This is a genomic window from Rhodoferax sp. U2-2l, assembly GCF_020594515.1.
Taxonomy (GTDB): domain Bacteria; phylum Pseudomonadota; class Gammaproteobacteria; order Burkholderiales; family Burkholderiaceae_C; genus Rhodoferax.
Genome location: NZ_JAJCTH010000024.1, coordinates 22,643 through 49,165, shown reverse-complemented (window position 1 = coordinate 49,165; position 26,523 = coordinate 22,643). Strand labels below are relative to the sequence as shown.

The 26,523-nt window shown below is 57.4% G+C and carries 28 protein-coding genes and 1 pseudogene; 16 read left to right on the top strand and 13 right to left on the bottom strand.

The window, feature by feature from the left end:
* Positions 1–184: 184 nt before the first annotated feature.
* The gene (locus LHU53_RS18650; RefSeq protein WP_227334284.1) at positions 185–448 is read right to left on the bottom strand and encodes a DUF4113 domain-containing protein; all 264 of its coding nucleotides are present in this window, start codon (positions 446–448) and stop codon (positions 185–187) included.
* 133 nt (positions 449–581) lie between these two features.
* Between LHU53_RS18650 and LHU53_RS18645 the strand changes: the two genes are divergently transcribed.
* Positions 582–803 (top strand): hypothetical protein, encoded by a 222-nt coding sequence (locus tag LHU53_RS18645; protein ID WP_227334283.1) that lies wholly within the window; start codon positions 582–584, stop codon positions 801–803.
* Positions 804–1,460: 657 nt separating this feature from the next.
* Here the strand turns inward: LHU53_RS18645 and LHU53_RS18640 are convergent.
* Positions 1,461–4,379 (bottom strand): CHAT domain-containing tetratricopeptide repeat protein, encoded by a 2,919-nt coding sequence (locus tag LHU53_RS18640; RefSeq protein WP_227334282.1) that lies wholly within the window; start codon positions 4,377–4,379, stop codon positions 1,461–1,463.
* A 183-nt stretch (positions 4,380–4,562) separates the two neighbouring features.
* Here LHU53_RS18640 and LHU53_RS18635 point away from each other — a divergent pair, with 183 nt between their 5' ends.
* The 3 genes from LHU53_RS18635 to LHU53_RS18625 are packed head-to-tail and all read left to right on the top strand — an operon-like array spanning position 4,563 to position 7,124.
* A complete protein-coding gene (locus tag LHU53_RS18635; protein WP_227334281.1) occupies positions 4,563–5,144 on the top strand; it encodes an RNA polymerase sigma factor in 582 nt (193 codons plus the stop codon).
* The gene (locus LHU53_RS18630; RefSeq protein WP_227334280.1) at positions 5,137–5,790 is read left to right on the top strand and encodes a hypothetical protein; all 654 of its coding nucleotides are present in this window, start codon (positions 5,137–5,139) and stop codon (positions 5,788–5,790) included. The genes LHU53_RS18635 and LHU53_RS18630 overlap by 8 nt, the downstream gene beginning before the upstream one ends.
* A gap of 53 nt (positions 5,791–5,843) precedes the next feature.
* The gene (locus LHU53_RS18625) at positions 5,844–7,124 is read left to right on the top strand and encodes a caspase family protein (protein WP_227334279.1); all 1,281 of its coding nucleotides are present in this window, start codon (positions 5,844–5,846) and stop codon (positions 7,122–7,124) included.
* Between the two features lie 55 nt (positions 7,125–7,179).
* Here LHU53_RS18625 and LHU53_RS18620 read toward each other — a convergent pair whose 3' ends face one another.
* Positions 7,180–8,316 (bottom strand): DMT family transporter, encoded by a 1,137-nt coding sequence (locus LHU53_RS18620; protein ID WP_227334289.1) that lies wholly within the window; start codon positions 8,314–8,316, stop codon positions 7,180–7,182.
* Between the two features lie 33 nt (positions 8,317–8,349).
* Here LHU53_RS18620 and LHU53_RS18615 point away from each other — a divergent pair, with 33 nt between their 5' ends.
* From LHU53_RS18615 to LHU53_RS18580, 8 genes are all read left to right on the top strand, one after another.
* Positions 8,350–8,772 (top strand): hypothetical protein, encoded by a 423-nt coding sequence (locus tag LHU53_RS18615; protein ID WP_227334278.1) that lies wholly within the window; start codon positions 8,350–8,352, stop codon positions 8,770–8,772.
* A 534-nt stretch (positions 8,773–9,306) separates the two neighbouring features.
* On the top strand, positions 9,307–10,053 hold the full coding sequence (locus LHU53_RS18610; protein ID WP_227334277.1) for a hypothetical protein: 747 nt from the start codon (positions 9,307–9,309) through the stop codon (positions 10,051–10,053).
* Between the two features lie 132 nt (positions 10,054–10,185).
* Positions 10,186–10,536, top strand: a complete 351-nt coding sequence (locus LHU53_RS18605) for a hypothetical protein (RefSeq protein WP_227334276.1) — start codon at positions 10,186–10,188, stop codon at positions 10,534–10,536.
* A 198-nt stretch (positions 10,537–10,734) separates the two neighbouring features.
* Complete coding sequence (locus LHU53_RS18600; RefSeq protein ID WP_227334275.1) at positions 10,735–10,944, top strand: hypothetical protein; 210 nt, start codon at positions 10,735–10,737, stop codon at positions 10,942–10,944.
* An 8-nt stretch (positions 10,945–10,952) separates the two neighbouring features.
* Positions 10,953–11,012 (top strand): NINE protein, encoded by a 60-nt coding sequence (locus LHU53_RS19910; protein WP_370632347.1) that lies wholly within the window; start codon positions 10,953–10,955, stop codon positions 11,010–11,012.
* Between the two features lie 300 nt (positions 11,013–11,312).
* The gene (locus LHU53_RS18590; RefSeq protein ID WP_227334274.1) at positions 11,313–12,794 is read left to right on the top strand and encodes a CHASE2 domain-containing protein; all 1,482 of its coding nucleotides are present in this window, start codon (positions 11,313–11,315) and stop codon (positions 12,792–12,794) included.
* Positions 12,791–13,153 carry a hypothetical protein gene (locus tag LHU53_RS18585; RefSeq protein WP_227334273.1) on the top strand — a complete coding sequence of 121 codons (363 nt, stop codon included), beginning with the start codon at positions 12,791–12,793 and terminating at the stop codon, positions 13,151–13,153. The genes LHU53_RS18590 and LHU53_RS18585 overlap by 4 nt, the downstream gene beginning before the upstream one ends.
* Positions 13,116–14,783, top strand: coding sequence for a M48 family metallopeptidase (locus LHU53_RS18580; protein ID WP_227334272.1), 1,668 nt, complete (start codon positions 13,116–13,118; stop codon positions 14,781–14,783). Before LHU53_RS18585 ends, LHU53_RS18580 begins: the two co-directional genes overlap by 38 nt.
* A gap of 901 nt (positions 14,784–15,684) precedes the next feature.
* Here the strand turns inward: LHU53_RS18580 and LHU53_RS18575 are convergent.
* The 5 genes and pseudogenes from LHU53_RS18575 to LHU53_RS18555 form a co-directional block, all read right to left on the bottom strand.
* Complete coding sequence (locus LHU53_RS18575; protein WP_227334271.1) at positions 15,685–16,020, bottom strand: hypothetical protein; 336 nt, start codon at positions 16,018–16,020, stop codon at positions 15,685–15,687.
* Between the two features lie 84 nt (positions 16,021–16,104).
* A complete protein-coding gene (locus tag LHU53_RS18570) occupies positions 16,105–16,737 on the bottom strand; it encodes a glutathione S-transferase family protein (protein ID WP_227334270.1) in 633 nt (210 codons plus the stop codon).
* Positions 16,734–17,609, bottom strand: a complete 876-nt coding sequence (yghU, locus tag LHU53_RS18565; RefSeq protein WP_227334269.1) for a glutathione-dependent disulfide-bond oxidoreductase — start codon at positions 17,607–17,609, stop codon at positions 16,734–16,736. Before yghU ends, LHU53_RS18570 begins: the two co-directional genes overlap by 4 nt.
* Positions 17,610–17,785: 176 nt before the next feature.
* Positions 17,786–18,160: pseudogene (locus tag LHU53_RS18560) on the bottom strand (universal stress protein).
* A 140-nt stretch (positions 18,161–18,300) separates the two neighbouring features.
* On the bottom strand, positions 18,301–18,729 hold the full coding sequence (locus tag LHU53_RS18555) for a DUF2383 domain-containing protein (RefSeq protein ID WP_227334268.1): 429 nt from the start codon (positions 18,727–18,729) through the stop codon (positions 18,301–18,303).
* A 732-nt stretch (positions 18,730–19,461) separates the two neighbouring features.
* Between LHU53_RS18555 and LHU53_RS18550 the strand changes: the two genes are divergently transcribed.
* Positions 19,462–20,130, top strand: coding sequence for a c-type cytochrome (locus LHU53_RS18550; protein ID WP_227334267.1), 669 nt, complete (start codon positions 19,462–19,464; stop codon positions 20,128–20,130).
* The gene (locus tag LHU53_RS18545) at positions 20,127–21,206 is read left to right on the top strand and encodes a c-type cytochrome (protein ID WP_227334266.1); all 1,080 of its coding nucleotides are present in this window, start codon (positions 20,127–20,129) and stop codon (positions 21,204–21,206) included. The genes LHU53_RS18550 and LHU53_RS18545 overlap by 4 nt, the downstream gene beginning before the upstream one ends.
* 99 nt (positions 21,207–21,305) lie before the next feature.
* Here the strand turns inward: LHU53_RS18545 and LHU53_RS18540 are convergent, their stop codons facing one another.
* The 5 genes from LHU53_RS18540 to LHU53_RS18520 all read right to left on the bottom strand — a co-directional run bounded on the left by LHU53_RS18540 (position 21,306) and on the right by LHU53_RS18520 (position 23,949).
* A complete protein-coding gene (locus LHU53_RS18540) occupies positions 21,306–21,869 on the bottom strand; it encodes an MgtC/SapB family protein (RefSeq protein WP_227334265.1) in 564 nt (187 codons plus the stop codon).
* Positions 21,870–21,931: 62 nt separating this feature from the next.
* Positions 21,932–22,348 carry a CBS domain-containing protein gene (locus LHU53_RS18535; RefSeq protein ID WP_227334264.1) on the bottom strand — a complete coding sequence of 139 codons (417 nt, stop codon included), beginning with the start codon at positions 22,346–22,348 and terminating at the stop codon, positions 21,932–21,934.
* 14 nt (positions 22,349–22,362) lie between these two features.
* Positions 22,363–22,851 carry a hemerythrin domain-containing protein gene (locus tag LHU53_RS18530; protein WP_227334263.1) on the bottom strand — a complete coding sequence of 163 codons (489 nt, stop codon included), beginning with the start codon at positions 22,849–22,851 and terminating at the stop codon, positions 22,363–22,365.
* 120 nt (positions 22,852–22,971) lie between these two features.
* Positions 22,972–23,538: a hypothetical protein gene (locus tag LHU53_RS18525; RefSeq protein WP_227334262.1), complete on the bottom strand. Its 567-nt coding sequence runs from the start codon at positions 23,536–23,538 to the stop codon at positions 22,972–22,974.
* An 18-nt stretch (positions 23,539–23,556) separates the two neighbouring features.
* Positions 23,557–23,949 carry a BON domain-containing protein gene (locus LHU53_RS18520; RefSeq protein WP_227334261.1) on the bottom strand — a complete coding sequence of 131 codons (393 nt, stop codon included), beginning with the start codon at positions 23,947–23,949 and terminating at the stop codon, positions 23,557–23,559.
* 424 nt (positions 23,950–24,373) lie between these two features.
* Between LHU53_RS18520 and LHU53_RS18515 the strand changes: the two genes are divergently transcribed.
* A complete protein-coding gene (locus LHU53_RS18515) occupies positions 24,374–25,387 on the top strand; it encodes a UDP-2,3-diacylglucosamine diphosphatase (protein ID WP_370632346.1) in 1,014 nt (337 codons plus the stop codon).
* A 7-nt stretch (positions 25,388–25,394) separates the two neighbouring features.
* A complete protein-coding gene (locus tag LHU53_RS18510; RefSeq protein ID WP_227334260.1) occupies positions 25,395–26,519 on the top strand; it encodes a ceramide glucosyltransferase in 1,125 nt (374 codons plus the stop codon).
* Positions 26,520–26,523: the final 4 nt, after the last annotated feature.

Below are 26,523 nucleotides of genomic sequence, written 5' to 3'. Positions count from 1 at the left end.
CCGCCAGCGGGTCTTGCACAACCTCGCCCAGCGTGCCAAGACCATGGGGATGCAACTCGTGGCTACTGAAAATCCCGTTTGAAAACACCATGCAAATCAATCAGTTGTGTGGTGTTTCTTGAGAGGCGCCTCCATTGATGGGATTTGCGCAGGTAGCGCTGACTCTGGCATGGTGCCCTCCCCCTCAAGCCCGCGCCACAGGCATATCTGCCAGGCAGGTGGTGTAGCCCGGTGTGCGACGTTGCTGCTTCATCGACCAGATGCGTTTGTCACCAGCCAGTCCGGCACTGGCCATTTTGAGTGTGCCGCGGCCATAACGGCGGTTCAGTCCATCCATGGCTGACATCAATTGGGTCTTGTCCACTTCTTGATTCTGGTGGTGATTTGCGTCAGTTTGCAGATCCAGTTCACCCTGCACCTCGGTGTTCGACTGCAGGTCCAGCAGCATGACACCAGCTTTGGCCAGTTTGAAGCCGGGTCGGTAGAGGTGCTCTGTGTGTCACGCGAAGATTCGTTTGAATGCGTGCCTGGACTTGTGGTTGGGCAAAGACTATAGAAGCCGTGAATACCGAAATCGCCCCTTGATTGAATTTGCGACTTTGCCTACAAATTTGCAAATGCTGATTTCCAAAAGCAAGTTGAGGAGCCTGAAGCTGGATTCACAGGGCGGAAACATTGAATACGTGACGCCGGACATGGTGCTGGCGCAAAAGGTCACGCTCGAGCTGATGAAAAGATATTTGCTGCATATCGACGCCAATCGTGGCCATAAAAATCCTGAAAGCGGGCAGGCGTTGCTATGAATTAACCAACAACACCGGCCCCTCCCTCCCCTTTTTCGATGAAATACTCGAATCTCCTCTGGAGTCGGTCGAATCAAATCACGCCGTGAAGTGGACCCCGGAGACAGGACAAACTTGATGGCAGTTTAAGTTGCACTCGACCTCTCGCAGCTGGACGGCGCTGCCCCGGTTTTTGCATTTGGTATGTCTGACTCATTGTCAAACCTGACTTCCTCGAACGCAGTCCCGCGGGAGCGCAGCGCAACTGGGAGTCTTTCTGTGCTCTGGAATTTGTCCACGATCATCGCACCGCCCCCGCTTGAAGTCTTGTGAACCTCATGGGAGGTTCGGTTTTCCAAGGACTGGTGCGGGCGCTCGGCGTTGTAGAAGGTAAAGTATTTCGTCAGCCCAAACAGCAACTCACCCATCGTGGCGTAACGAACCAATGGTTTCCCATGAACTTCAATGGGTTCATCTCCCAGTAGCAATTAGTTTCCAGACGAGTGGCTGGTATCAGGCAGGCAGTTTTGGAATCTGGGTGACTCTTGACGACCATCTGCTGCCAGTGAGGATTAGCCGCTGCAGGGAAGGCAAATTTCTAGAAGAAAACGGTCATCACTGACCCTAAGCGCTTCAGTCACCCCAAATAAAAGTTTAGCGTTTGCACCTACCCAAAAATCAAGACTTATCTGATACCTGACGATGCCACGACCCGCCTTCACCCACCACCACAAATGGTGCCCAAAACATTGGGTGGGCATAGTCAGACATGTGAATCAGCCTCAGCATCGCTTTACGATGCGCAGATGCCTTACCATGGCTCGGGCTGGCCTGATATTCCCTCAACAGAGCCGTGGTCAACTGCACTGTGGCGTCAGAGTCAACCGACCAATGTGACACCAGCAAACTTCTGGCACCGGCATACAGAAACGCCTTGGCCAGGCCAGAGAAACCTTCTGCACCAGGGGTGCCATCAGCAGCAGCGGTGTTGCACGCCGACAGCACCACCAGATCGGCGCTGAGCTTGAGACCAGCAATTTCACTGGCCGACAGGTAGCCATCGTCAGCAAGGCTGCCCAAACGCGGTGGCGTCAAGATCAATCCAGGCTCACCCGCCCCAGGAATCTCCCCCGCCATCACGCCATGGGTAGCAAAGGCAAGCGTTCGAAATTTCGTCAGATCAAGCTGTTTCAATTCGGCCTCGGTGAAGCGCTCAGCCAGCCAGAGAAATTGTTGGCCGCCCTTGAGTGAACGGGCCATGGCACGCAGCTCATCTGCCGTTTCGGGCAAACCCGTTTTCTCACGGATCACCTCAACATCCGCAAGGTCTGGCGCGCCAAGTGCGGCAGCCGTTCCCGCGGCTTGGACATTGGTTGAACGAAAAATGTCTTGCACATCGATGCCGCGACGTTTTCCTGGTGTTGTGTTCAGTCGATCTCCAATCACCGGGTCACCAAAGCCAGCAAATGGTTCTTGGGCATCACCCTTCTTGGGAAAACGGCGCAAAGCTTCCAGCGAGCTGACCGCCGGAAGCGCCGAGAGAGCGTACCGTTTGGTCAGCCAATCCACACTGGCATAGTCCGGCGTCTGGCGAACCTCCGGCACCGGCGAAGTCACCAGCATGGCCAATGGCAAGCTCTGCAACGGACCCGATGCCACCACCATGATGTGTTGGATGTCGGCCAGCTGCGGCTCAATGGGGGCAAATAGTCGCTGGTAAAGATCGTGCAGCGTGTCCAAGCTCACGTGCTTTGGGCGCCCGTTGGCATCCAGATCCATTTCAGAGCGAACCTTTGCCACTTGGGCTTCGGTCTCCTTGAAATTGACATTGAGTGGCAAAAACTGAGTGCGCTCAGGCGTGATGACCCAGACAAAACTACGGGATGGCGCCAATTCATAGACCAGCATGGCTTCTTGCGGTTGCAGCCGTGTCTGCACCTGACGCAGAGATAACGGCAGCGGACGGGTCAGCAACTGGTAGCTGGGAAAGCGTTGTGCCAGTTCCGCATCGATCCAGCCAACGAATTCTTCCAAAATGCTGATGTCATCACGTAAACGCTTTTCATCGGCGACCTGACGCAGTTGCGGCTTCATGCCAGCGGCAATGCGCAGTTGTGTTTCCGCTTTGGTGATGCGATCTGCGGCATCTTGCTTGTTTCTGATCAGGCCGGCCAGCGCATCATCGCCACTGGCAAAGCGGGAAGACATTTTGGCCACGGCGGCCGCGGTAGCAGACGTTTGTGCCAGTTGCACCACTTGGAAGGCCTCGTTAGCCACCCGTTCTGCGGGCTCTTGGTCAGGATTGCGCGCCAGAAGGTCCAGATGGGAGGCAAACCCATGTTGATTCCACTTGGCTTCCGCCACGATGTTGTCCGTCGTCACCCCAGCAAGGATGCGATGTTGATGGATGGCAGTCACGCGGCGTGCGGTGTCAAGCGCCCTCGACGCGTGTCCCTGGGCGCTTGACACCTTGGTCAGCAAGTTCCAGATCATGGCCATGCCCGGGTGATCCACCAAGCCCATGCGTTCCTCGATAAGCAACGCGCGCTTTAAAAGTTGCTCTGCCTGATCCAGTTTGCCTTGGACGCGACAAATGTCTGCCAAATTGATCAGGTTGTTCAGCAATTCCGGTGCTTCTGGGCCCAATTGTGTTTCCTGGTCGGCGAGGAAACGTCGAAACACTTGTTCCGCTTTCGTTAGCTGGCTACTGGTCATGTCTTGCGGTGCCAGATGCAGCATGAGCGGGAGCATCACTGGGTCAATGGGTGCCTTGAGCTTGATCAGGTTGGCCAACACCCGGTCATAAAGAAGATTGGCTTTGCTGGTCTGGCCAAGTTGGAGGTACACCCTGACCAGCCCGTACAGATTTGCCGTGGCGATGGGGTGATCAACACCAAGGCGCTTGTCACTGATGGCCATCGCGCGTTTGAACAAGGGCTCAGCCTGGCTTGGCTTCGATTGGGTCAAGTACATTTCGGCGAGCCGGTACAAGCTGATCGCCACATCGACGTGCTCCAAGCCCAAGTTCTCTTCCCGCAACGACAGCACACGTTTGTAAAGCGACTCCGCCAAAACATACTGGCCCAGGACCTCATGAACCGACGCCAACGCTTCCATGCTGACCAGCGTTTGCGGATCGCTTGGCCCCAGCCCCTTTTCCTGCAATATCACGACGCGCTTGAACAGGGGCAAGGTCTGTCCGTATTGCCGCTTCATGCGGTAAACGGTTCCCAGGAGCGCCAATGGCTTTGCCAGATAGGGGTGGTCCGGACCCAGGTAGTCTTCCCAAAAAGTCACCGCCCGACGCGCTAACGGCTCTGCCAGCTCAACTTGATTTTGGAGGCGATACATATGCGCCAGGTTCTCCAGACTGGTCCCCAGGTGGTTGATGTTGGGGTCAAGTGACTTCTCTGCCAAAGCCAGCGCCTGGCGCGCCGCCTGTGTGGCTTGCCGCAAGTCACCTTGCCGATGGAGCGCGACCGCTTGCGCATTGAGTTGGTCCCAGGAAGCCTCTTGGGCCCAAGCCGGGAAATAAATGCCCAGTGCCAGCAGCACCCCTGCGGCGAAAAGTGTGACAAAGCGCATGACAGGGGTCACAGACGAATTCATGGGCATCCCATTGGCCGCACAGCGGCGTATTTTTTATTGAATGCACATAAGTATGGCATTGTTGTCATTTGTATTTTTTATGCACTATGCTCAGGCCATCTGTGCCGTTTTGATGCCGTACCCCTCTTTCTGCCGTAGCGTCGCAGCTTGTGCTGTGGCAAAAATTGTTCAATGACCGACCTGCCAGATCAAACCCTCGCCGAATTACTGAACCAGATTGGCCGATCGGACGACAAAGCCTGTGCCCGGCTTTACCGGCATTACTTTGATTTCGTCTACGCCTTTGTTCGCCACCGCGTGACGGTAGATGCCGCTGCCGAGGAACTGACGCACGATGTTTTTTTGTCTGTTTTTAAAAACCCGCAAGACTTTGAATGTCGTTCCAAATTTTCGACCTGGTTGTGTGCCATTGCGAGGCGCAAAGCCGCTGACTGGTGGCGCGCGCAAAAAAAAGCGTTGGATTTGGACGACGTGGACGAGCAGACGATCGACAACGCACCCGATCCCGACTGGGACTTTGTGGCCCGATTTGAATCTGAGCAGGATGCCCAGGCGGTGCGCTACTGCCTGGACCGCTTGCCAGCCGAGCATCGCGAAACCATGTTCTGGGTCTATTACGAAGATGCTGGGCTGGAGGCGGTTGCCAAACATCAGGACTGCCCGGTGGGTACCGTGAAGTCGAGGCTGTTCAATGCGCGACAACGCATGCGAGAGTGTGTGTCGCGCTGGATCGAAGGAGGTCGCCATGGTTGATACCCGCACTGAGCGCCAACGCTTTGCCGAGTTGTTGCCCTTTTACGTGAATGGGACCCTGGAGGCCACTGACCAGGCCTGGATGGAAACCTACCTGGCCGCTCACTCTGAGGCGCAACAAGAAATGGAGTTCGCGCAAATCTTGCGTGAGTCCACCCGCAACACGACATCCAAGGTGCCCGAAACACAAAGACTGGAGCGGCTGATGAGCGAGTTGCGGGCATCCCGACCTGCACCGTCACTGCTGCAAAAGATAGTGAACTGGTTGCACGGTATGGTCCAAATGCCTGCGCCCGCGCTGGCGCTGGCCAGCGTGGTCATCCTGGCCCAGGCGGGCATCATCGGCTCGCTGCTGTCGAGTGAGTCGGAGCGTGAAGGCTTCCGAGGAGTTCGCCCGGAATGCACCATCGCGCCGGCGATCCGGGTTCAGTTCAACCCCGATGCCAAACATGCAGACATTCTGCTGGTGTTGAGAAGCGTTGAAGCCACCCTTCAAAATGGTCCAACAGAAACCGGGGCACTTTGGCTGGCTGTGCCCAAGGGGAAATCACTGGAAGAAACCCAGTCCGTGTTGCGCAGCAGCCCGCTGGTGGAAGAGGTGGTGCTCGTGAAAGAACGTCCCTTGCCGCCAGAGTGCGCCAAGTGAAGCGCTGCATGGCTGGCGTGGGGGGCGCGGTTCGCATTCTTTGTGTCGCTTTGGTGTGGCCACTCGTTTTGATCGGCGCTGCCCAGGCTCAGGACAGTCCGTCATCCTCCACTACCGGGGTTCCCAAATTTGCCCTGGTGATCGGTAACAGCAATTACGCGGGTTATCGACGCAATCTGAAAAACGCCATCAATGACAGCAAGCTGATTGCCCAAGCCCTGCGCAAATTGGGCTTCAAGGTTCAACAAAACACGGATATGGACCGTTCTCGGATGATCACGGTGGTGACCGAGTTTGCCGACAACTTGCCCGAGGGCGCCACCGCCATGGTTTTTTATGCCGGCCACGGCATGCAGATCGGTGGTGCCAGCTATTTGGTGCCGGTGGACATGAAGATCACCAGTGAGCAGTCGGTGCCGTTGCGTGCCTACCCACTCAAAACCCTGCTGGAGCGTTTGTCGGCATCCCGATCGTCCGTCAACATCGTGGTGCTGGATGCCTGCCGCGACAACCCGTTCCAACCCGAGACCCCGATCAAGTACCGCAGTTTCAACAATTTGGGCTTGGCCCCCGTGCAGGCGCCGGTGGGGACCGTTGTTGCGTATTCCACATCCCCAGGTCAATTAGCCGCGGATGGCCAGGATGCCAACAGTCTTTACACGGCGGCACTGGCGCAAGTGATCTTGGAGCCCCATCTGTCGATCGAGGCCGTGTTCAAGAAAGTTGGCGTCCAGGTACGCAACAAAACGCAGGATGACCAGATCCCCTGGTTTGAGTCTTCGCTGTCAGAAGAGTATTTTTTTCTGCCACCCGATGGGGTGACAGTGGTTGCTGGGCGATCCCTGTCTGCGGTGGAGGGGCGACGCAGCGGTAAATCCAGACGCCGTGATGGCGGTGATCCATTGATCGACGTGAGCAGCGAGTTGTGGTACCTGAATCTCTCAGAGTCTCAGTGGGGTCACGTGGCGGAGGATATGCAACGTGCCATCAGCAGCATGGCGACCGATGACTTGGCCCTGTTGGAGCACAAAGCCACGGGCGGCAATGTGATTGCCCAGACGACATTGGGGCTGTACGGGCTGGCTAAATCATCAGCATTGGCGGTCGACGGCTCCATGTCAGATCCGCTGGATCCGGTCATCAAGGCACGCTCTTGGTTGCGCAAAGCGGCCAACGCGGGTTTTGCGGTGGCGCAAACAGAACTGGCCCATCTCTATTTCAATGGTGATGGTGTGCCGCGTGATGTCAAAGAGGCCCGCCGGTTGCTTGAACTTGCCGCCGCAGCCCACTACCCCAAGGCAAAGCGCGACCTGGAAGCCCTGGACTGGGAGTAGGGGCAGAACCCGAGATGGATGGGTTTTGACAATCAGATGACCATCGCCGCCACGATCAGCGCTTCGAACTACGCCATTCGCAAAGGACCACCGCGCCAACCACCATGACTCCACCCAGCACCGCCTTGACGGTCAAAACTTCTGACAGCCACCACCAGGCAAAGAGCGCAGCAAAAATCGGCTCCATCGCGTAAATCAAAGCGGCCTTGTCCGCAGACACGTAGCGCTGGGCAAAAGCCTGCAAAAACAACATGCCAGCGGAAGCGACTACCCCCAGATAGACCAGGCTCGCGACCAGGTTCAGGTCCAAACGGCCGCCAAGCGTTTGCAACCGGTCGGTGTTGGCCGAATCCAGCACCATCCACAGGCATCCCAAAACCGCCATGCAAACAATTTGTGTGGCCGCCAAATGCTGGGCGCGATGACGCGCTGCGCAGCGCGACAGCAAAATCACATACAACGCATAGCCTGCTGCGCCCAGCAGTGTTGCGACATCGGCCAGCAGGTGGCCGTCACCATCCCAAGACATGAGACCGATGCCACAACATGCCAGCGCCGTTGACAGCAGGATGCGCCATGAGATACGGTTGCCAAAGGCAAGTCCAAACAAAGGCACCATCAACACGTTCGGGCTGGTGAGAAACGCGCTTCGGTTGCTGGAAATGAACTGCAGACCATAGGCCTGAGCAACATACGCCCCCAACACCAGCGCCCCCAGGCTCGCACCGTCCCGCCAAGCCTGAGGTGAAGCCCGCATCGCCCACGGCAAAAGACAGGCGGCGGCAATGACAAAGCGCAGCGCCGAAATCTCCACCCCGCTCAAACTCACCGCCGCCACCTTGAGCACCGGAACCGTCGAGCCCCACACCAGGGTCACCAGCAGCAGTGACAGGCTAAAAAGGCCTGCATAAGCCTGTGCTGTCTTCGTGGCTGGTGACAGGTTTGAAGCGGCAATGGTCTTGGCGGTTTGCGTAGATTCCATGGTGTCCTTGTGAAGTGTTTGACGCGGATGCCCCCTTGGTCGTCGGGAGGCGGCAGGCGGTTCACAGGAAATTTGGTGGATTGACCCGATGGGTGGATCACATGCCCAGGCCTTGGGGCTGGCCAATGAAGAGGCTGAAATAAATCTGAACCGAAGCAGGCAGGCCAACGACAAAGCCGGCATGGGCAAGTTGTCAACGCTGCGAGTCATCAGCACTTGCCCTCCAACGCAGGAGTTCGGTCTATGTTCAACATCACCACTGCAGGATCACTACAAACGGTCCGTATTCAAACCATCGTCTGGATCACAGCGCTCACCGTATTGGTGACCTTGAGTGGCTGCAAGCCTGGCCCCATCGACCGCTTCGATCAGAGGGACCTGGGATTTATGGTCGAGGGGCAGACCAGCCGACAAGAGGTGATCGCCAAGTTGGGGCAACCCACGACCTCAAGCATCAGCCACACCAGGCGGCATCAACTGTCGTGGACATACGACAAAGCGGCGGCTGACGGCAACACATACTTGCCCTTTACAGGTGCACTCATGGGCAAGGGCCCTGCACCAACAAAGGTGATTTCAGCGGCATTTGATCAACACGGCATCTTGATGAATTACGCGCTCACCGAAACACTGGCGCAGCCCATCGTGCAGCAGTCGTCGCCATAAAAAGGTGCTCCCTTTCAGTGCACATGAAAGGGCAAAAAAAGTCAGCCAGCAGGGGTTGAAAGCGAATTTTGTTCCGATATACTGAAAAAAATACAAATGTAACCCGCTGTAAACATCTGGTCTGGAGTGTTTGCGGCAACCATCTGCAAGGGGGAGGAACCGCACCATGCGTTGCCATGGTGAGGATTTTTGCGGTATGTCAAAACCAACAGTTTGCTTCGTTCAAAGAGCATTGGGACGGTTAACACCGTTGCCCAAATCTGTTTCTATCTTTATCAGTCGGACAGGATTCCGCGCATAAATTATGTCAAAGGAAGATCCCGCGATTCTTCAATTGTTTGGTCTGGTGACTTCCGTTGGCATGGCATCCAAACCGTTTGGATTTCAGGGGGGAGAATTATTTTACACAAACGTTTGAATATAAAAGCAGCACTCTAGAACACCAGTTTCTAGAAAAATATAGATAGTCAAAATCAATAATCTCAGGATCCCGAAGAAGCCAATCAAGATTTGATTTAACCTAGCGTCATAAAAATGAATACCAAATTATTACTATGCCTAGTGCTTTCTGTAGGAATTTCCGGTTGCCAATCAAATCCAGATCTGGCAACCGCATTCGAAAATATAAATAAAATTGTATTGCAGCAAAATTCAACCTCTGTGAGTGCAACGAGTACAGACTCGATCAATACCTCACCATCATCAAAAGATGCGATAGCGATGCCCGACGACCGGCGAATTGCAAAGCCATCTGCACCAGCGCCTACATCTATTCAAAAGCCTTCCACAAGCACAGCAAAATCTCAGCCGGCATCTGATATTAAAAATAGTGAAAAGCAACCAGACTGGACCAAACTTTTCAAGTCCTGGGAAAACGGATGCAAAAATTCACCTGAAATAGATGCATTAATACGCAACCTAGTTACATTTAGCAACGATGGCAAGGTAAAGTTAGAAAAAGTTGATTTGCCGACCTCGTACAAAAATGCAACAGGTATCCCTATCATTAAAACACCAACTCAAATCAAAGATAATTACTATACCATCACCATTCCGGTTTTAAATGGAACATATTATGAGATTCCTGTGAAAGCTATTGAACGCTATTTTGGCGACGAGAATGGATTATCTGGTGCAATTCTTCATCTAAATGCATCAACTAAAGACGCAAGACTTGCCTTAAGCAAGCAAAAAGTTCAGTTTAGAAAAAAAGAAGACTTACAGGCCCAACTTAATGGAGATACCAAGGTTAGCGAAGTGACTTGTGATTGGAGTGATTAATTAGTCTGAATTTCTTTGAAAGCCAAAAACAGTCGAAATTAATAAATTTCATCAAAACTTATAAAGTTTTATGTATTTATATTTCGATTTCAGCCCATTCGAATTAAATGTCAAATGAAAGGGAATAATAGAATGAAACATGTGAATAAATATATCCTGTTGCCGCTAATGAGCATGACATTAGTTGCTTGCTCAGGTGAACCGTCTAGCGGTGACATTAAAACCATTGTTGACAAAGAAGTTAAGCCCGCATTGGAAATGCAAATGAAGATGATGAGCAACTTAGGCGCAGCATTTGGTGGAGGTACAAAAAGTACACCCTCCACATTGGATGATGTCAAGAAGATTGGTTGCAAAGCAGACGGCGAGAAGGCTTACAAATGCGATATAGAACTTGTCTTCACATCAGAAGGCAAGAAGGAAAGCAAAGTTGTACCTATGCGTTTCATCAAGACATCTTCCGACTGGCAGATCACCAATTAGATTCGATAACTTAATTCCACAAGCAAAAATTAAATTATCAATCACAAAAGTACGGCAGTAAATAAATATATTTCAACCATACAAAGTAGATTGCACTTGACAAAATAACTTAATTTTTATTTCTTTGCAAAATCAACCATCTAAAAATAAATTACTTATCAATTTAAAGTAATTTAAAAATTTTAAGGAGCAAAAAAAATGAAGTGCAAAGTTTTAAATTACGATGCAACTTCAAAATCTGGAGTTATTTCTGGTGAAGACGGCGCAAGATATTCTTTTCAATCTTCGGATTGGAAGCAGCAGTCGGAGCCTCGCTCTGGCGCAACTGTTGATTTTATCGTAACCAATGGGGTTGCATCTGAAATTTATGCAGAAAGCCTGTTGCCAGGAGGCGCATCAAAAAAATAACAGCCTCTTTGTTTGCATTATTTTTAGGAATATTTGGCGCTCATAAATTTTATCTTGACTACCAGTAGCAAGGGATTATCATGCTCCTGACATTTATGTTTGGCTTCATTCTTTTTGTAATACCATTTTATATTATTGCCGTTATTGCAATAATCGAATTTGTTATGCATATAACAAAATCAGATAGTGATTTTGAGAGAATTTATATTATTGAAAAAAAGAAGTGGTTTTGATGTGATGTATTTTCAATACTTACATCTCCTATCAAGGATTAATCACCGGATCTCCATCAGTTTTTCCAAATGCTGAAGCTAAATTTGCTGACAAAGTTGCGCCAAGGAGCCACGCAACTGGCAATCCTGATCATCGTGTCGTTCACCATGCTCTGGTTGGGCGACAAGATCAACGCCAGTGGCATGGTCTTGACGCGTTTCATGGCGCGTGCACAAGCGCCTTTGACAGCGCAATTCAATTACCCCGCGCAGGCTCGTGACCAAATCACGGTCGTGATGTACGACCAGGAGTTTCTCAAGACCAGTGGCAGCGCCTGGCCCATCAGTTATCAGGACCATGCGGACGCTTTGCTGCGACTGGTCGCAGACCCTGGCGCGCAGCCCAAGGCGATCATGCTGGACATCACGTTTGGCCAGGAGCGCAACGACCCCACGTTGGCGGCCCTGCAGGATGCACTGTGCAGCATCCAGAATGACTACAAGGTTCCCGTTTTTCTGGCGGCCTTGCCTTCACCTGAAGACGGGCGGCTCAAAGTTCGATCCGGCTTGAATGCCGAACTGCCGGGAAAAGCTCAAACCTGTTTCACCCTGGTTGGTGTGGACTATGTCCCGGACGCCCTGGATGGCTTGGCGTGGAGCTATCAGATGAGCCGCCACTTGACAGACTCGGGTTGGCAGCCAGGCGTCGCCCCGGACGCGGGTCGGCAGCCCGCTTACCGCAGCGCTGCGATGGCCATTGCCCAAGATGCAGCGCGTCTGGACTTGGGCCCGGAGACGGTGCCGATGGCGTTGGTCTGGGGACACAATTCGCCGACTCAGACTGATAAGCCAGAAAGTTTGTTGCACTGCAGGCCTGGGCAGTCGCATCTGAAGAACCTGGTTCCTGGCGTGTTGCGTCAAATCTGGGAAGCATCGTCTCAGCTGCCTCTTTGTCCCTACCACCGCACACTGTCCATGGCGCAGTTGGGTGTGCTTTCAGAAGCAGAACTTGCACCAAGCTTGGCTGGCAAATTTGTTTTTGTGGGCGCACAGGTTCCTGGCTACAACGATTTTGCGAATTCGCCGGTTCATGGCCTCACCCCCGGCATCTATATGCACGCCATGGCGCTGGACAACCTTCTCACTTATCAGGACAGATACAAGCTCAGCGCCGAGTGGACCATGCCGCCGTCTTGGGACTTATTGAAACCGGGCTTGCTGGGCATCGTTGTGGTGTTTTTTGTTCACCTCGTTGCGAATGCCCTCAAAGGTTTGTCGGTGTGTTCAAAACTTCATTTGCCTGGTTGGGGCTCAACACCAGAGTTATGCCCCAGCTGTCATCCAGAGTCACTCAGTGCAGGGCAGCAGGTACGTCGGTTTTTGATCGACGCTGCGTTCTGGCTGGCTCAAATCACGCTTCAAACCATTGTGGCCATGGTGCTGATTGGCTGGCTTCAAGCCTACTTCCGCATCGGGATGTTGCCGGTGGTGGAGCTGGTCGGCATGACGCTGGTGACTGAGGGGCTGCAGTTCGTGGAAAAAATCCAAGCGTTCTTCGCGCCGGCCACTGTGGATCCTCCAAATCACCTCACTCACCTTGAACCCGTTAGCGCCGTCACACAGAAAGGTCATTCATGAAGATAAAAATGCCGTTGCTGCTGGCCTTGTTGGCTTTGCCGCTCTCAGCCGTCATGGCGCAAGACAAAGTCATTGCGCCCAGCCCAAGCAGCCGCGCCAGCCTGGACCTGTATGAGCAACCCGGTTCCGCACAGCCTGTGCGCCAGATCAGTGTGAGCGAGGCAGGCTTGCCGCTGGCGATTCAGTCCACCCAGACGGGCTACCACAAGGTGGCCATTGCCGGGCGTGATTATTGGCTGCGTGGCATGCAGGTTCGTATCAGCCGGGACACAACGGCGGCCGGTTGCGGCACGTCAGTTGTTGCCCCGGCAGGCGCCACCATTGCCACACCTGGAGCCGGTAAAGATGCGTGCAAATAAGTTGTTCACACGCCCTTGGCGAAGGATGCAGCTGGGTGCGATCTCGGCCCTGCTGGTTGTGTTGTCGGGGTGTGAGAGCATCCCCAAAAATCTCAAAGACTTCTCGCTGCCTGACGTGGTCACAGGCAAGCAGCTCAGCCCTAAAGCAGATTTGCCACCGCCCACAGAGCGCAGTTGGCCGGATTCAACCCAAGACGTTCTGAACCAGCGTGCACGCGGCTTCGGCCTGGTGAATGCACCAGAGTTGGAGCGTTACTTGAATGGTCTGTATGCCCGTATCAAAACCCAAGCAGGTGTGCCCGGCTGGCCTGGCGGTGTTCGTATTCTGGCCAGTGATGCCCTGCAAGCCTATGCCACCGGGGCCGGCAATATCTATGTGTCGCTGCCGTGGCTGACGTCCGCCCAAAGTGAAGACGAAATTGCGGCCTTGCTCAGCCACGAATTTGGCCACATCTACTTGCACTACCACCAGCTTGAAGGCGCGGTCGCAGATGCGGATACGGCGGCTGGCTTGTTATCTATCGGTGTGGCCATTGCCAACAAAACGGCCGAAGTGACCGGATGGACGCAAGTTGACAGCCTGATAACAGCCTACACCCTGGGCCGAGGACTGGTCACCACCGTTTATGGCCGATCACAGGAAAGTGCCGCCGACACATTTGGCCTCAATGTTAGCTTGAAGCTGGGCTACTCATATGAGCACGGCATGAAAGCATTTCTGGAACGGATGGCGAGTTGGGAAGAAGTCAACGAGCAGCGTGAAAAAGACAAAAACGAGAAAATACTTCAGTACATCCGCCAACAGGCCAAAGACAACGCGGCCAAACAAAATCCTAATGCCAACAAACCAGTCAGCCAAGCTCTGGCTCAATCGAGTGGCGAACTCAGTGGCAATCTGAATTCGGCATTACAGCAGGTCTTTTTTGACATCAACAAGGCGTCAGAGAAGGTGCGTAGCGACCATCCACCAATCGTTGAGCGTATCGATGCGCTTGCTGTCGCGGTTGAGCCGTTTCCGGAGCTTCAGACTGATCAGGCGCCAGTGACCAAACCACTGAAATCCGCTTTGCAAGGCAAACGCAGTGCTGAGTTGATTGCCAACTACGCACTGGCTTTCAAGGCTATCAGCGCGCCCAAGGAGCCGGGGTCCATGGCGCTGGCACGCAAGTCCGCCGTCGGCGTCACGGCCACTCATGCCGTGCCCCTGTTTGCCCTCTACACCGTCTTGAATGAACAGCCCGCGGCGGCGAACCGCAAAAGAGTAGATGCTGGCCAGGTGCTGGAAGCCAATTTTTCGTCCGAACCTGACCGTGCATGGATCACCTACCAGGAGCGCAGCAATAAACTCAAAGACGTTCGGCAAATTCCAGCGGCCAAGAAAATCATGGAACAAGGCCTGGCCTATTTCCAGAATGCCGAGGAAGCCTGGCCGCAGGCGATACGTTTCTATGGTGAAACCCAAGGCTGGGACGAAGCCAAACGCCTGGCTCAGAACTGCAGCAAAAACTTCCGGCGTGTTTCAGTGCGTTGCACGCAGGCCGCTACCAGCCCGGTCGAGGTCGCCAATGTGGAACGCAAGAACAAAGAGAAAGCCGACCAGATCGCAAAAAAATGGTTCAAAACGCCCTGAGGAGTTGCAGCCAATGGAGTCCCGTTGGCCCTTCGTGGCGAGCGAATCGGACTCTGTTGATCTGTCTTGGACTTACCTTCCTTCAATTTGGCGAGCAACTATTGGTGAGTGCAGGTTAATCAACGCCCGAGACGGGAAGTCACGTCACGGTAATGAACGTGCGAGTGACGTGAATGGGTGCGGTAGCCAAACGCCTTCAGGGTTGCTGCATGAGATTTGTGTGGCATAGCTGGGTTCCGGTCAAAAAACCGGGCAGCCTACGCCTCGTTTGGGTCACTCAGGACACTGCTGGGGTGTCCGCCTTCAAAATGGAGTGCTGTCCGCCATCACCGTGGAACGGTGTCCGCGATGACGGTGGAACGCTGTCCGCCATCAGCATGGAATCGTGTCCGCCATCGCGTGGAATACGCAATCTGTTGGAACGACGCCGTCTGCTCAAGTAAGGACTGAACGCGTGAGGAATGCATTTGAAAACAGAAAAGGTGCGCGTCTTTTCAGACATCGGCCTCTAACTGGCCAGCGTGATTTGGTGTTAGTCAACAGCAAAAGGTTACCTAATTATTTCGTTCGAATGTAGCGACCGCACAACTCACCGGAGAGCTTTCGCCCACTAGAATAAGAGTGTGTCTGGCCTTTTGGGGTCAGGTGGTGTGCGGTGTGAGAGGTGCCCCTGGGACTGCAGTAACTTTTGCAGTAACTTTTTTGGGTCGCTTTGAAAACCCGCGCTGGATGCGGGTTTTCGGGAACGTTCGATTCCGCCCCAGGCCACCAAGTCAGCAATAAAAAGCCCGCTATTTAAACACTAGCGGGCTTTTTTTATTGTGTTGCCATGTAGCAGCCGTACCGGTTTGGTACCGTGTAACCATCCCCCTGCGCCAGCACACGCCACGAATGAACGGTATCAGCGATTGACGCTGGCTGCCAAAGTGGCGCGGACAGCCTGTCCGGCCGAGGGTGCGTCGTACCGTTGGCTCACCGCATCCAACTTCGCGATGAGCTGGTCAACCTGGGAAAGAAACACGTTCCGGCTGGCGTGCGGTTGCTCGATAAACATGGCGGCGCAATACTCGGCCAGATCTGTTTCGTCGGCTTGACGTCCCCAGCAGCGCACCTCACAGTAGATCAACAAGGCTAAGCGGCCAAGTTCGTCGTTTCGGCGTGCATGCTGCAATTCAGCAAGCAGATCATCCAGACGCAACTGAAGTTCAAGTGAGGTTCTCATATTGCAGTGCAGCATGAATTTGTGCACTGACAATCGCCTGACGTTGTTTCACATGGGCGTCATGCCCCCAGCCCGAAACAACGCAACAAAATGGTGGGTTTACAAGCTCATGGCTGGCCGCTGAGCCATCTGGGACCGCCACCGCAGCAGATGAGGATGGCGCTCATCGGGCCTGACCTTGACGATGCGGGCAAAGTCGATGGTCACGACCGCCGCGATGTCTGCCACGCTGAACTGCTGAGCTGCGACGAAGTCTTGCTCCCGGAGTTGGGCGTTCAGGTCAACCAGAAACTGCTGCAGCCTGGCCAGACCACGCTCGGCCAGTTGGGGGATTTGCTCGTAGTTCACCGGGCCCGGCAAGGCGCGGTGCAACATGGCGGCTGAACTGTTGCGAAAGGCCTCGGCGATCGGCAAAAAACCTTCGAACTCAATACGACCATGCCAGTCGGCAATGGCCGCCTTGTCCAGCGGCGTGATACCCAGCATGGGTGGCAGTGGAAAGCGGGCCTCCAGATAAGCCGCAATGGCTGAATTGCTGGTCAACACCACCCCCTCGTCGGTGCGCAAGGCGGGCACGGTGCACAGGGGGTTGATCTGTCGGTAAGCCTCACCAAGTTGCTCACCCGATCGCAAATCGACCTGCACAGTCTCGTGAGGGATGCCTTTCTCGGCGAGCAGGATGCGGGCCCGGCGCGGGCTGGGGGCGGTGGCACAGTCGTAAAGCGTGATCATGGTGAAGCTTGCAGTTTGTCCTGGGTGCGGGTGTCGAAATCGCTGGCCTCGTGACGTTCATGCAACTGCGACGCCAACGGTCCGCTGACGCGGTTGACCATGCGCCCACGCTGGACCGCCGGACGTTGGGCGACGGTGTCAGCCCAGCGGACCACATGGGTGTAGGCCTGAACCTGCAGGAATTCACCGGCGTCATAGAGCAGGCCTTTGACCAAGGCCCCATACCAGGGCCAGATGGCCATGTCCGCAATTGTGTAATCAGCCCCGGCCACATACGGGTGCTCAGCCAAGCGCCGGTTCAGCACATCCAACTGGCGTTTGACTTCCATGGCAAAGCGGTCAATGGGGTATTCCAGCTTGGTCGGCGCATAGGCGTAAAAGTGACCAAAACCGCCCCCCAGGTAGGGCGCACTGCCCATCTGCCAGAACAGCCACGACAAACACTCGGCCCGTTGGGCGGGCTCAGTGGGCACAAAGGCGCCAAACTTCTCGGCCAGGTACAACAGAATGGCGCCCGACTCAAACACCCTGACGGGCTCGGGACCACTGCAGTCCAACAGGGCCGGAATCTTGGAGTTGGGGTTCACCTCGACAAAACCGCTGCCAAATTGGTCGCCATCGTTGATGCGGATCAGCCAGGCATCGTATTCGGCACCGGTGTGGCCCAGCGCCAGCAACTCCTCCAGCATCACGGTGACCTTGACACCGTTGGGTGTGGCCAGGGAATACAACTGCAGCGGGTGCTTGCCCCTTGGCAGGGCGTGCTCGTGTGTGGACCCGGCGATGGGCCGGTTGATGCTGGCGAATCGCCCCCCGTTGGGCTTGTTCCAGACCCAGACCTTGGGTGGGGTGTAGGCAGAGGGTTCAGACATGGTGGTGTGGCTTTCAGAAGCTGACGATCCTGCATGGTATTTCAAGCGATGCCTGCATGCTGAAGGCGGGACGCATGAGACTGCTGGCAGCCATTTTGAGCCAGCGATGGTGCAAGCCTTTGACTCTGCCGGACCCGACATCCGCAGAATAAAGGCCGGACCAATCGGCACAGTGATCATCGTATGATGATCCGTTGCGGTGAACGGTACACCCGCACCGGAATCTTCGAGTGGGTCAGCACCCTGTGGGTTTCGCTGCCCAGCAACAGAGCGCTGACACCGCGTCAGCCATGGGAGGCCGTGAAGATCAGGTCGCAGCCTTGGGACTCGGCGGCCTGGATGACCCGTGCATACGGATGGCGGCCCACCAGCACCACCCGCTGGGTGTTGACCCTGACGGCGCTTGCCACGGCTTGCGCGGCGTCCAGAATGTTCTGGGCGGCGCTGTCCAGCCATTGATGAACCTCCTGCGTCAGGTGCGGGTTGCTGATGGCCCCCAGCCCGGCATACGCCGCAGGCGACGGCCATGCGCTGGACGACATCCTGCGCATGGCGGGCAAGGCAAGAGGCTAGCGTCAGCGGCAACTGGCGCGCTTGTCTGTCTCTGCGCTGGGTGCGGTGTTGTGGGCCATGCTGCGTGAGAGGGGTGTTGATGGCGTGACGTCAACTTCGGCCCCTCACTGGCAATGCTTCATTTCTGGGGCAAACGAGCAATCTCAACGTTGATCGCATCCCTCTGCGTCCTGAGCATTTGCGCAACAGACGAGTTCGCAGATACCAGTTCAGCCTGAAGCGCAGTGTCGTACTCTTTAGACAGCGACTCTTCACCTTGTCGCACGGCGGGGAGAGCATCCCGGTCGAGATCGGTTAGCCAATCCCGCAAAATCACCACGACTTTGTTCACCGTGCCCTGCAAGGAGGCATCGTCCTTCCCCGCATCGCGCCAACGTTCCAGTTCAGTCGCTTGCTCCGCTGCGTGCCGTTCGTGCATCGCGATGAGCCGAAGGATCACCGGCTGAATTTCGGGTTCAGCCCGCGCAGACATCTCCCGGTACCCTTTCAGTATGTCGTTCGTGGCGGTGTGAATGTCATGCAGTGCGTCAATCGGTCGAGTGCTCATGGTGTCTCCAGTGGATAAATTAAATAGATCGTCAAGTGCAGTGCCAGGCGCGTCCATCCGGTCAAGAACGCCGGCGACAGCATCACGAGGTGCCCGTTTCAGCGCATGACCTGCCGCACACAGAACTCAAGTCGGTGGATAGCAATTCAAGTTTCGCGGTCAACTATGAGGGTGTCTGTTCGACAACGTACATGGGTGATGCTGGCGTCGTTCCCGGCCAGGACCAGCATGACCTGCCGGTCAAATAGACCTCGGACGGTCGGTCATGTGGCGACGATTTCACGGATCGGCGTAGCCTGACTTCGACCAAGCTGCTAGGCGTTGTGCCCCAAGCCGGGTGTCTTCAATCGTTGAAAAAAATGGTGGTCCTTCAAAACGGCGTGTCGAGATCAGTGCACGGCGAATGCGCAGGCACGGGCCCATACTAGAAATCCATGACGGCACAGGTCTGTGCGTCGCTGTACGTCTCGACCACTTTTGCGCAATGGCGCCCGGCTCGTGGGCCAGCCCGGTGGGACCCAACCGCCGACGGGCGAGCTTATGCGCGCCAACCCACAGACACGGCTGGGCAGCAAGACTACCTTGGACCTCATGGGATGTACGCGGTCTCGGTGCTCAGGGTGACGCTCTCGTTTATCAGCCTATGGCCTGCGCACAAGGTCACAACAGTGCCTGCCAGGTGGCCGACAACGCGCTGAAGACAGCAACAGAATGGTCAAGGAGTGATGAATCATGATCACTGGTGGATGTGTTGTCGGACTCGGCTTGAGTCTGATGCTGAGTGCCAGTTGTTTTGCCGACGGCGCGGCGACGGCCAAAACCGGCGTCGGGGCCGCCCCGGCCTGCCAAACCTGTCATGGCCAGGCGGGCGAGGGTCTCGCGCAGGCTGGTTTTCCGCGCCTGGCGGGTCTGGGCGCGTCCTACCTGCAACGCCAGCTCGCGGCCTTCGCGGACGGTACGCGGGTCAACGCCGTGATGATGCCCATCGCCAAAGCCTTGTCAGCGGCCGACCGCGCCGAGGTGGCCGGGTACTACGCCGCATTGCCTGCGCCGACTGCGCCAGTCCCCACCCTGCCCGCTGCAGCGGCATCTGCCCCGGCGGCAGAAACGGGGCCTGCGCCGGTCGGCGCTACCCTGGCCACCCGTGGTCGCTGGGATGACAAGCTGCCCGCCTGCGACCAATGCCACGGCCCCGGTGGCCGCGGCGTGGGTTCGGACTTCCCCGCGCTAGCCGGACAGAGCGCGACCTACCTCGCCAACCAGTTGACAGCGTGGCAAACCGGGGCGCGCCCCCCCGGCCCCATGGGCCTGATGCCCATCGTCGCCAACAAGCTGTCTGAGGCCGAGGTGCGCGCCGTGGCAGATCACTACGCTGCGCTACCAGCAAGGACCTCACCATGATCACCACCCGTCAACGGCTTTATGGTGGCACCGCGCTGGCCGTGCTGGTGATCGTCGGTGGCCTTTATGCGGGCGGTGTGTTCGATGACCTTGGCCCGCAGGCCACCACGGGGGCCAAGCCATTCGCGCTCGCGCCTGCCCCGCCCGCCGCAGGGGCGTCGACACCACCAGCAGCGAATGACCTGGCGGGTGACCCGCCGCACGCCGAACTCACGGCGCCATCAGCCAATCCGGGCGTGCGCACAACTTTTCGACCCCCACCCGAGACCGACATGCCGCTGGGCGAGTTTGGTGACGTGATCCGTCGTGGCCGCGAGATATTTGTCAACACGCCCGCTGCCGCGCCCGCCTATGTCGGCAACAGCCTGCGCTGCGTCAGTTGCCACCTTGACGCCGGGCGGCTGGCGGATGCGTCTCCGATGTGGGCGGCGTTTGTGAGCTACCCCGCCTACCGCAGCAAGACCAAGAGCGTCACCACGTTCCAACAGCGCTTACAAGGCTGTTTTGAGTACAGCATGAATGGCCGCGCACCGCCGCTCGGCGCACCCGAACTGGTGGCGCTGGAGAGCTACGCCTACTGGCTCGCGTCCGGCGCACCGATCGACCCCAAGATGCCTGGCCGCGGCTACCCGGCGCTGGCCCCACCGGTGGACAAGCCTGACTACGCCCGTGGAGAAAAGGTTTACGTGGAAAACTGTGCGCTCTGCCACGGCAGCGATGGCGCAGGCCAGCGCACGCAAAACGGCTACGCGGTGTTCCCGGCGCTGTGGGGTGCGGACTCGTTCAACTGGGGTGCCGGCATGGGGCGCATCAGCACGGCGGCCACCTTCATCAAAGCCAACATGCCGCTGGGCCTGCCCAGCACGCTGACCGAGCAACAGGCCTGGGACGTGGCGCTGTACATGAACAGCCACGAGCGTCCGCAAGACCCGCGTTACACCGGCAGCGTGCAGGGCACGCAGCACAATTTCCACGCCACCGGGGATTCGATGTATGGCCACACGGTGGCAGGCAAGGTGCTCGGCGCCATCGGTGCGCCCAAGCCTTTCAAGCCGTTCAAGGCCAGCGGGCCCTGAGCACGCCGATCACAGCGCAAGGCGCCAACGGCGCCTCACCGGGGCGCATGACTTGCGTGTGCGGCACAGGTCGGCCATCACCGAACGGGCGCCAGCAGGTCATGGCGAATCCTGATGGACGCTGTGCCCGGTCTGGCGGGTGGACTGTGGTGCGGCCTCCGGTACCACGATCAGGCCGGACTCTTTGGGCGACTTACGCACTTTCAGTCGCCTGAGCCCCACGAGCACCAGCAGGATGAACACGGTGGCCAGCAGGGCCGTGCCTTCGCGCCCCAGGCCCGCCGACATGCCCACCGCCGCTGTGGCCCAGATGGTGGCGGCTGTGGTCAGCCCATGAATGCGGCGCTCGTCGCCCATCTTCAGCACCGCGCCCGCGCCGAGAAAGCCAATGCCGGCAACGATGCCCTGGACGACGCGGCTCAGCGCATCAAAGCCCATGCCCGCTTCGGCGGGAACCAGCACGAACAGCGCCGCACCCAACGACACCAGCATGTGGGTGCGCAGACCGGCATCGGCGTCGCGGCGCTCGCGGTCCCAACCGATCACCGCGCCCAGCAACAGGGCCACGGCCAGGCGTGCGGTCACCCGCGTGACCTGCTCGATCTGCAGCAGGTCAGAGAACTCGGCCCGCAAGGTGGCCGCGACGATGTCCCAGGCTGTCATGCCAACACCTTGCGCCGCGCCACCTGCCAGCCGAACCGGCCCACTGCGTTCGCAGCCCAGGCCTACGGCTGCGAGATGCCAACCAACGCTTCAGCCGTGGGCTGGATGTCGTCGGCTGCGACCGCAAAATCACCCAGTGACACAATGCCCACCAGGCGTTTGTCGCTGTTCACCACCGGCAGGCGGCGGACCTGACACCTGCTCATCATTTCGGCGCCTTTCTCCACGGTGTCGTCCTCATAGCACCAGATCACGTCTTCCGACATCACCTCGCGCACCAGGGTGTCGCCACCCTTGCCCTCGGCGACGGCGCGCACGATGATGTCGCGGTCGGTCACCGCGCCAATCATCCGGTCGTTTTCGCCCACGGGAAGCATCCCGCAGTCGGCGTCGCGCATCCGGGCGGCGGCTTCCTGCAGCGTCGCCTCAGGGCTGATCACTTGCACGTCGTAGCTCATCACGTCTTTGAGTTGTTGCATGTCTATCTCCTGGTTCAAGTGGTCTGCGCCATCAGTTCTTCCTTGCGGGCGAGCATGCGGGCACCCAGCTCGGCCATGTCGGCAGACGATGCCTTGGCCTTGGGGAACATTTCTTCCTGCTCTTCCTTGACGTGGTGCTTCACATACTCGGACAGCACCTTGACCTTGGCGTCGTACATCTCACCATCGGGCTCGACGCCTTCAAGTTGCGCGATCAGTTCCTTCACGCTGGTGTGTTCGACCATGGCTTCCGGCACCAGCAGCTTGTCCTTCAATGCCGCCTTCACGGCGGGGTAGAACACTTCTTCTTCGATCTGCGCGTGCACCGTGAGCGCCGCGCAGATCTCGGCGACCAGTGCCTTCTTTTTGGCGTTGGCGCGGGTCTTTTCAAACTCGGCAAACAGCTGGCTCACCGCCTCATGGTCGGCCTTGAGCAGGGCGATGGCGTCCTTCGGTGTGGCCTTGGCTTTGGCGGAGGCCGCGGTGGTGGGGGTGTTGGTCATGGGGCGTCCTTGGTGGGGTTGGGGGAGACAGGGGAAAGGTTGAGGTGAACAGCGCCATCCAAAGGGTGATCTGGATGGCGCCAGCGCATGCCCGGCGATGGCCGATGCGCTGTCAGAGCCTCACGCGATGTATGGCGGGCTCGAAGGCGTGCCAGGCAGGCGCTTGTCGTCGCTCACCCTGACTTCACCGGTGCTGGTGATGTCTTGCGCCCCGGCCTGTTTCATGATGTCCTTGACCCGGTCAACCACATCGCCATCGGTGGCGTGCACCGAGATCAGGATGTTGCCGGCCTTGATCTTGGCTTCGTACTGCTTGGCCTCAAACTCGGGGATCCCCATGCCGATCAGCGCCCCGGCAATGCCACCGATGGCGGCACCCACGGCCGCACCACTGAGGGCGGCCATGATCGGACCCGCCGCAATGAAGGGGCCGACACCTGGAATGGCCAGGGCGCCGATACCGGCCAGCAGCCCCAGCACGCCGCCAGTGACACCGCCCGCGCTGGCGCCAATGGCGGTGCCTTCGGGTGCCTTGGTGTTGTGCTCGTGCGCAAAATCACGGCTGCCCGATTTGTCCGGAAACAGCGCCGAGACATCGGTTTTGGGAATGCCCGCCTCATCCAGACGCTGAACGATGGTCTCCGCTTGGGCTTCGGTATTGGCCAGACAGATCACAGTTTTTGACATGATGGTTTCCTTTAAAAGTTACTTGACTTGCAATTGGTTGTCGATGCTTTTGACGCCCGGCATGGGTTTGACCAGCGCGCTGATCTTTTTGAGCTCAGCGGCTGACTCGACCGGGCCGCGCAGGGTCACTGCGCCATTGCGGGTGATGACCTTGATGTTTTGGGCATCGGTGGAGAATTCACCTTTCATCAAGGCCTGGCGAATCTCCTGGGTGACTTTCAGATCAGAGGCGTTGTTCATCTGATCCATCGGCGTCAAGGTTTTGCCGTCGCGGTCACGTTCGTTGATGCCGGTGTTGCTGGCATTGGTGTCACGTACCGCAGGCTTGTCGGTGGCGACGGTGTCGCTGGCTGCCATGGCCAGGTAGGGGGTCAGGGACAGGCAGGCTGCGAGAAGAAATGGTTTTTTCATGCGATAAACCTCATGGACAGGGTTGGAAAAAAAATCAGCCTGGCTTCAGGATGACTCGGGGTGCACCAGCGCTTGCAAGTTGGCTGGGCGGTGGGGTTTGCTGGACGTCGCTCACGGGCATCTCCTTGGGGGGTGGCGATGGGGACTGGCAGGGGTCATGCGGTTCGGTTCCATGGTGCTCAGGGGAAGCAAAATCCTGTTCACCGACGGTGCTGCCGCACTTCTCCTTGGCCAGGGGGGTGAGTTTTCGTTCTGGGCCACGTAGCGTCTGTACGCTGTGTCGCACTGGGGCAGGTGGTGCGCACGGCGCAAAGATGGGGTCGATGGGGGCGTGAATGCCAGGCAGGCGGACGCTCAGCCGGGCGGGCGAAAGTGGGCCCGTCGGCCACGGCGCTGTGCCAATGTGCGGTATCGAACTGTCCAGATGCTTCGTCTGACAGATATTGGGCCTGACTCGCCCCCATCCGGACGCCACCCCCTGGCGCCTTGGCCCCGATCCCTTGAACCGGAAAGACCCCTATTGATGACTCAGTCCGTCCAAGATCACATCCTTGCACTCGCTGCGACATCGCTTGCGAGCGAGCCCTCCAGCCCGCCATGGGGGCGGGACCAGCGCCCGCCCGAACCATCGGCAGGTCAACCCGCACAGAGCCACCGGACCATCTTCCTGTCAGACATGCACCTTGGCACCCGGTCGTCACGCGCCAGTCTGATCCTCGATTTTCTGGCGACCCATCACGCCGAGACGGTCTATCTGGTGGGCGATATCGTGGACAACTGGCACCCGATGTCGGGCAACTGGAAGCCCGCCCATCATCAGGTCTTGCAGCGTCTTTTCGATCTGCCGCGAACCGGTACGCGGGTGGTCTACGTGCCTGGTAACCATGATGACTTTTTTCGCAACTATGCTGGTCAGCGTGTGGGGGGTATCGAGGTTGAAATCGACGTTGTCCATCAGGCGACCGATGGACGCCGCTATCTGGTGACGCATGGCGACATTTGTGATCTTTTTTCAGTCAATTCACCGCTGTTGGAAAGGGCTGGCCGTTTGATGGAACGTATTGCAGTGGGGGTTGACGTGGCCCAACGGTCTATCTTGCGACGGGCTGGACAACCCGAATGGTTCGGTATCGAACGCGCCATCAGCCGCACCAGCGCCGCCATCCGGAAATACGATCACTTTGAGGAGCGATTGGCCCACCTGGCGAAATCGGGTGGGTATGACGGCATCATTTGCGGCCACTTTCATCACGCCGCCTTGCATGACGGTTTTGGCATCACCTACGCCAACTGTGGCGACTGGGCAGGCAGCAACACGGCCATCGTGGAGGATTTTGATGGCCGCCTGGACCTGGTTCGGGTGAGTGACCCCGCAGCCTGTGAAGCCGTGATGGCCACCCCGTTTGACAAGGAGGGCGAGCTGCCGCTCGCGATCTGACATGACCATGACGCTCACCGTCTTGCTGGCCGGGTTCTTCTGTGCCGTTGTGGGGCTGCACGCCGTGAGTTGCGCGCTTGTGGTGTGGCGATTGCGTGGATCAGACCCGTCTCAGGTGGCGGCCAACCATCCGCCGCTGAGCGTGATCCGGCCGGTCTGCGGCCTGGACCCCTACCTTGACGAGACCCTGGCAAGTTCTTTCAGCGATTTGGCCGGGGCCTGTGAGGTGATCTTTTGTGTGGCCCAGCCCGATGATCCCGCCATTCCTGTCATTCGTCGGCTGATCGCTGCCCATCCTGAGGCGGCGGCTCAGCTCCTGATCGGCATCGATGTCATCTCTGGCAACCCCAAACTCAACAATGTGGCCAAAGGATGGGCTGCTGCGCGGCACGACGCCATCGTGATCATCGACAGCAACGTCCTCTTGCCACGCGACTATGTGCAGACCTTGTTTGCAAGCTGGCGCCCTGATACCGGGCTGGTGACGTCGCCGCCGGTGGGCATTCGGGCCGAGGGGCTGTGGGCCAAGGTCGAGAGCGCCTTTCTCAACACCTATCAGGATCGCTGGCAAATGGCGTCGGACCAACTCGGCAACGGGTTTGCGCAAGGCAAGGTGCTTTTCTGGCGGCGCCACGTGCTGGAGGCGGCGGGCGGATTGGCCGCGCTGGGACGCGATCTCGCCGAGGATGTGGCCTCGACCAAGGTCGTGCGGGCGGCCGGGCTGAAAGTCAGGGTGGTGCGCCGACCGTTTCCGCAGCCTTTGGGGCGGCGCAGTTTTGGCGAGGTCTGGTCGCGGCAACTGCGCTGGGCGAGAGTCCGCCGCGATGGCTTTCCTGCGCTTTTTGCACTCGAACCGCTCACGGGCCTGGTTCCGCCGTTGGCCACATTGATCGCCCTGGCGCTGGCCGGTGTTGTCAGCACGCTTGTGGTGCCGCTTTTCCTGGGTTTTTGGTACGGCGCGGAATGGCTCGTTGCTCGCCAAGCCGATTGGCCCGCTACCCTTGCTGATGTTGGGGCGTGGCTCGTTCGCGATGTGCTGCTGCTGGCGATTTGGCTGGGCGCCTTCGCGGCCAAGGGGTTCGTCTGGCGCGGCAATGCCATGCAACCGCCGCCGATGCCCACGACGCATTGAACCG

Excerpts from the sequence above, each read along its gene's own strand:
- yghU (WP_227334269.1), bottom strand. The coding sequence starts at position 17,609 with ATGTCTGAACCCTCTGCCTACACCCCACCCAAGGTCTGGGTCTGGAAC.
- LHU53_RS18555 (WP_227334268.1), bottom strand. The coding sequence starts at position 18,729 with ATGAGCACTCGACCGATTGACGCACTGCATGACATTCACACCGCCACG.
- LHU53_RS18615 (WP_227334278.1), top strand. The coding sequence starts at position 8,350 with ATGTTCAACATCACCACTGCAGGATCACTACAAACGGTCCGTATTCAA.
- LHU53_RS18525 (WP_227334262.1), bottom strand. The coding sequence starts at position 23,538 with ATGTCAAAAACTGTGATCTGTCTGGCCAATACCGAAGCCCAAGCGGAG.
- LHU53_RS18550 (WP_227334267.1), top strand. The coding sequence starts at position 19,462 with ATGATCACTGGTGGATGTGTTGTCGGACTCGGCTTGAGTCTGATGCTG.
- LHU53_RS18575 (WP_227334271.1), bottom strand. The coding sequence starts at position 16,020 with ATGCTGCACTGCAATATGAGAACCTCACTTGAACTTCAGTTGCGTCTG.
- LHU53_RS18530 (WP_227334263.1), bottom strand. The coding sequence starts at position 22,851 with ATGACCAACACCCCCACCACCGCGGCCTCCGCCAAAGCCAAGGCCACA.
- LHU53_RS18570 (WP_227334270.1), bottom strand. The coding sequence starts at position 16,737 with ATGATCACGCTTTACGACTGTGCCACCGCCCCCAGCCCGCGCCGGGCC.
- LHU53_RS18605 (WP_227334276.1), top strand. The coding sequence starts at position 10,186 with ATGAAACATGTGAATAAATATATCCTGTTGCCGCTAATGAGCATGACA.
- LHU53_RS18515 (WP_370632346.1), top strand. The coding sequence starts at position 24,374 with ATGCTTCGTCTGACAGATATTGGGCCTGACTCGCCCCCATCCGGACGC.
- LHU53_RS18520 (WP_227334261.1), bottom strand. The coding sequence starts at position 23,949 with ATGAAAAAACCATTTCTTCTCGCAGCCTGCCTGTCCCTGACCCCCTAC.
- LHU53_RS18600 (WP_227334275.1), top strand. The coding sequence starts at position 10,735 with ATGAAGTGCAAAGTTTTAAATTACGATGCAACTTCAAAATCTGGAGTT.
- LHU53_RS18545 (WP_227334266.1), top strand. The coding sequence starts at position 20,127 with ATGATCACCACCCGTCAACGGCTTTATGGTGGCACCGCGCTGGCCGTG.
- LHU53_RS18585 (WP_227334273.1), top strand. The coding sequence starts at position 12,791 with ATGAAGATAAAAATGCCGTTGCTGCTGGCCTTGTTGGCTTTGCCGCTC.
- LHU53_RS18540 (WP_227334265.1), bottom strand. The coding sequence starts at position 21,869 with ATGACAGCCTGGGACATCGTCGCGGCCACCTTGCGGGCCGAGTTCTCT.
- LHU53_RS18535 (WP_227334264.1), bottom strand. The coding sequence starts at position 22,348 with ATGCAACAACTCAAAGACGTGATGAGCTACGACGTGCAAGTGATCAGC.
- LHU53_RS18510 (WP_227334260.1), top strand. The coding sequence starts at position 25,395 with ATGACGCTCACCGTCTTGCTGGCCGGGTTCTTCTGTGCCGTTGTGGGG.
- LHU53_RS18635 (WP_227334281.1), top strand. The coding sequence starts at position 4,563 with ATGACCGACCTGCCAGATCAAACCCTCGCCGAATTACTGAACCAGATT.
- LHU53_RS18620 (WP_227334289.1), bottom strand. The coding sequence starts at position 8,316 with ATGACTCGCAGCGTTGACAACTTGCCCATGCCGGCTTTGTCGTTGGCC.
- LHU53_RS18650 (WP_227334284.1), bottom strand. The coding sequence starts at position 448 with ATGCTGCTGGACCTGCAGTCGAACACCGAGGTGCAGGGTGAACTGGAT.
- LHU53_RS18630 (WP_227334280.1), top strand. The coding sequence starts at position 5,137 with ATGGTTGATACCCGCACTGAGCGCCAACGCTTTGCCGAGTTGTTGCCC.
- LHU53_RS18610 (WP_227334277.1), top strand. The coding sequence starts at position 9,307 with ATGAATACCAAATTATTACTATGCCTAGTGCTTTCTGTAGGAATTTCC.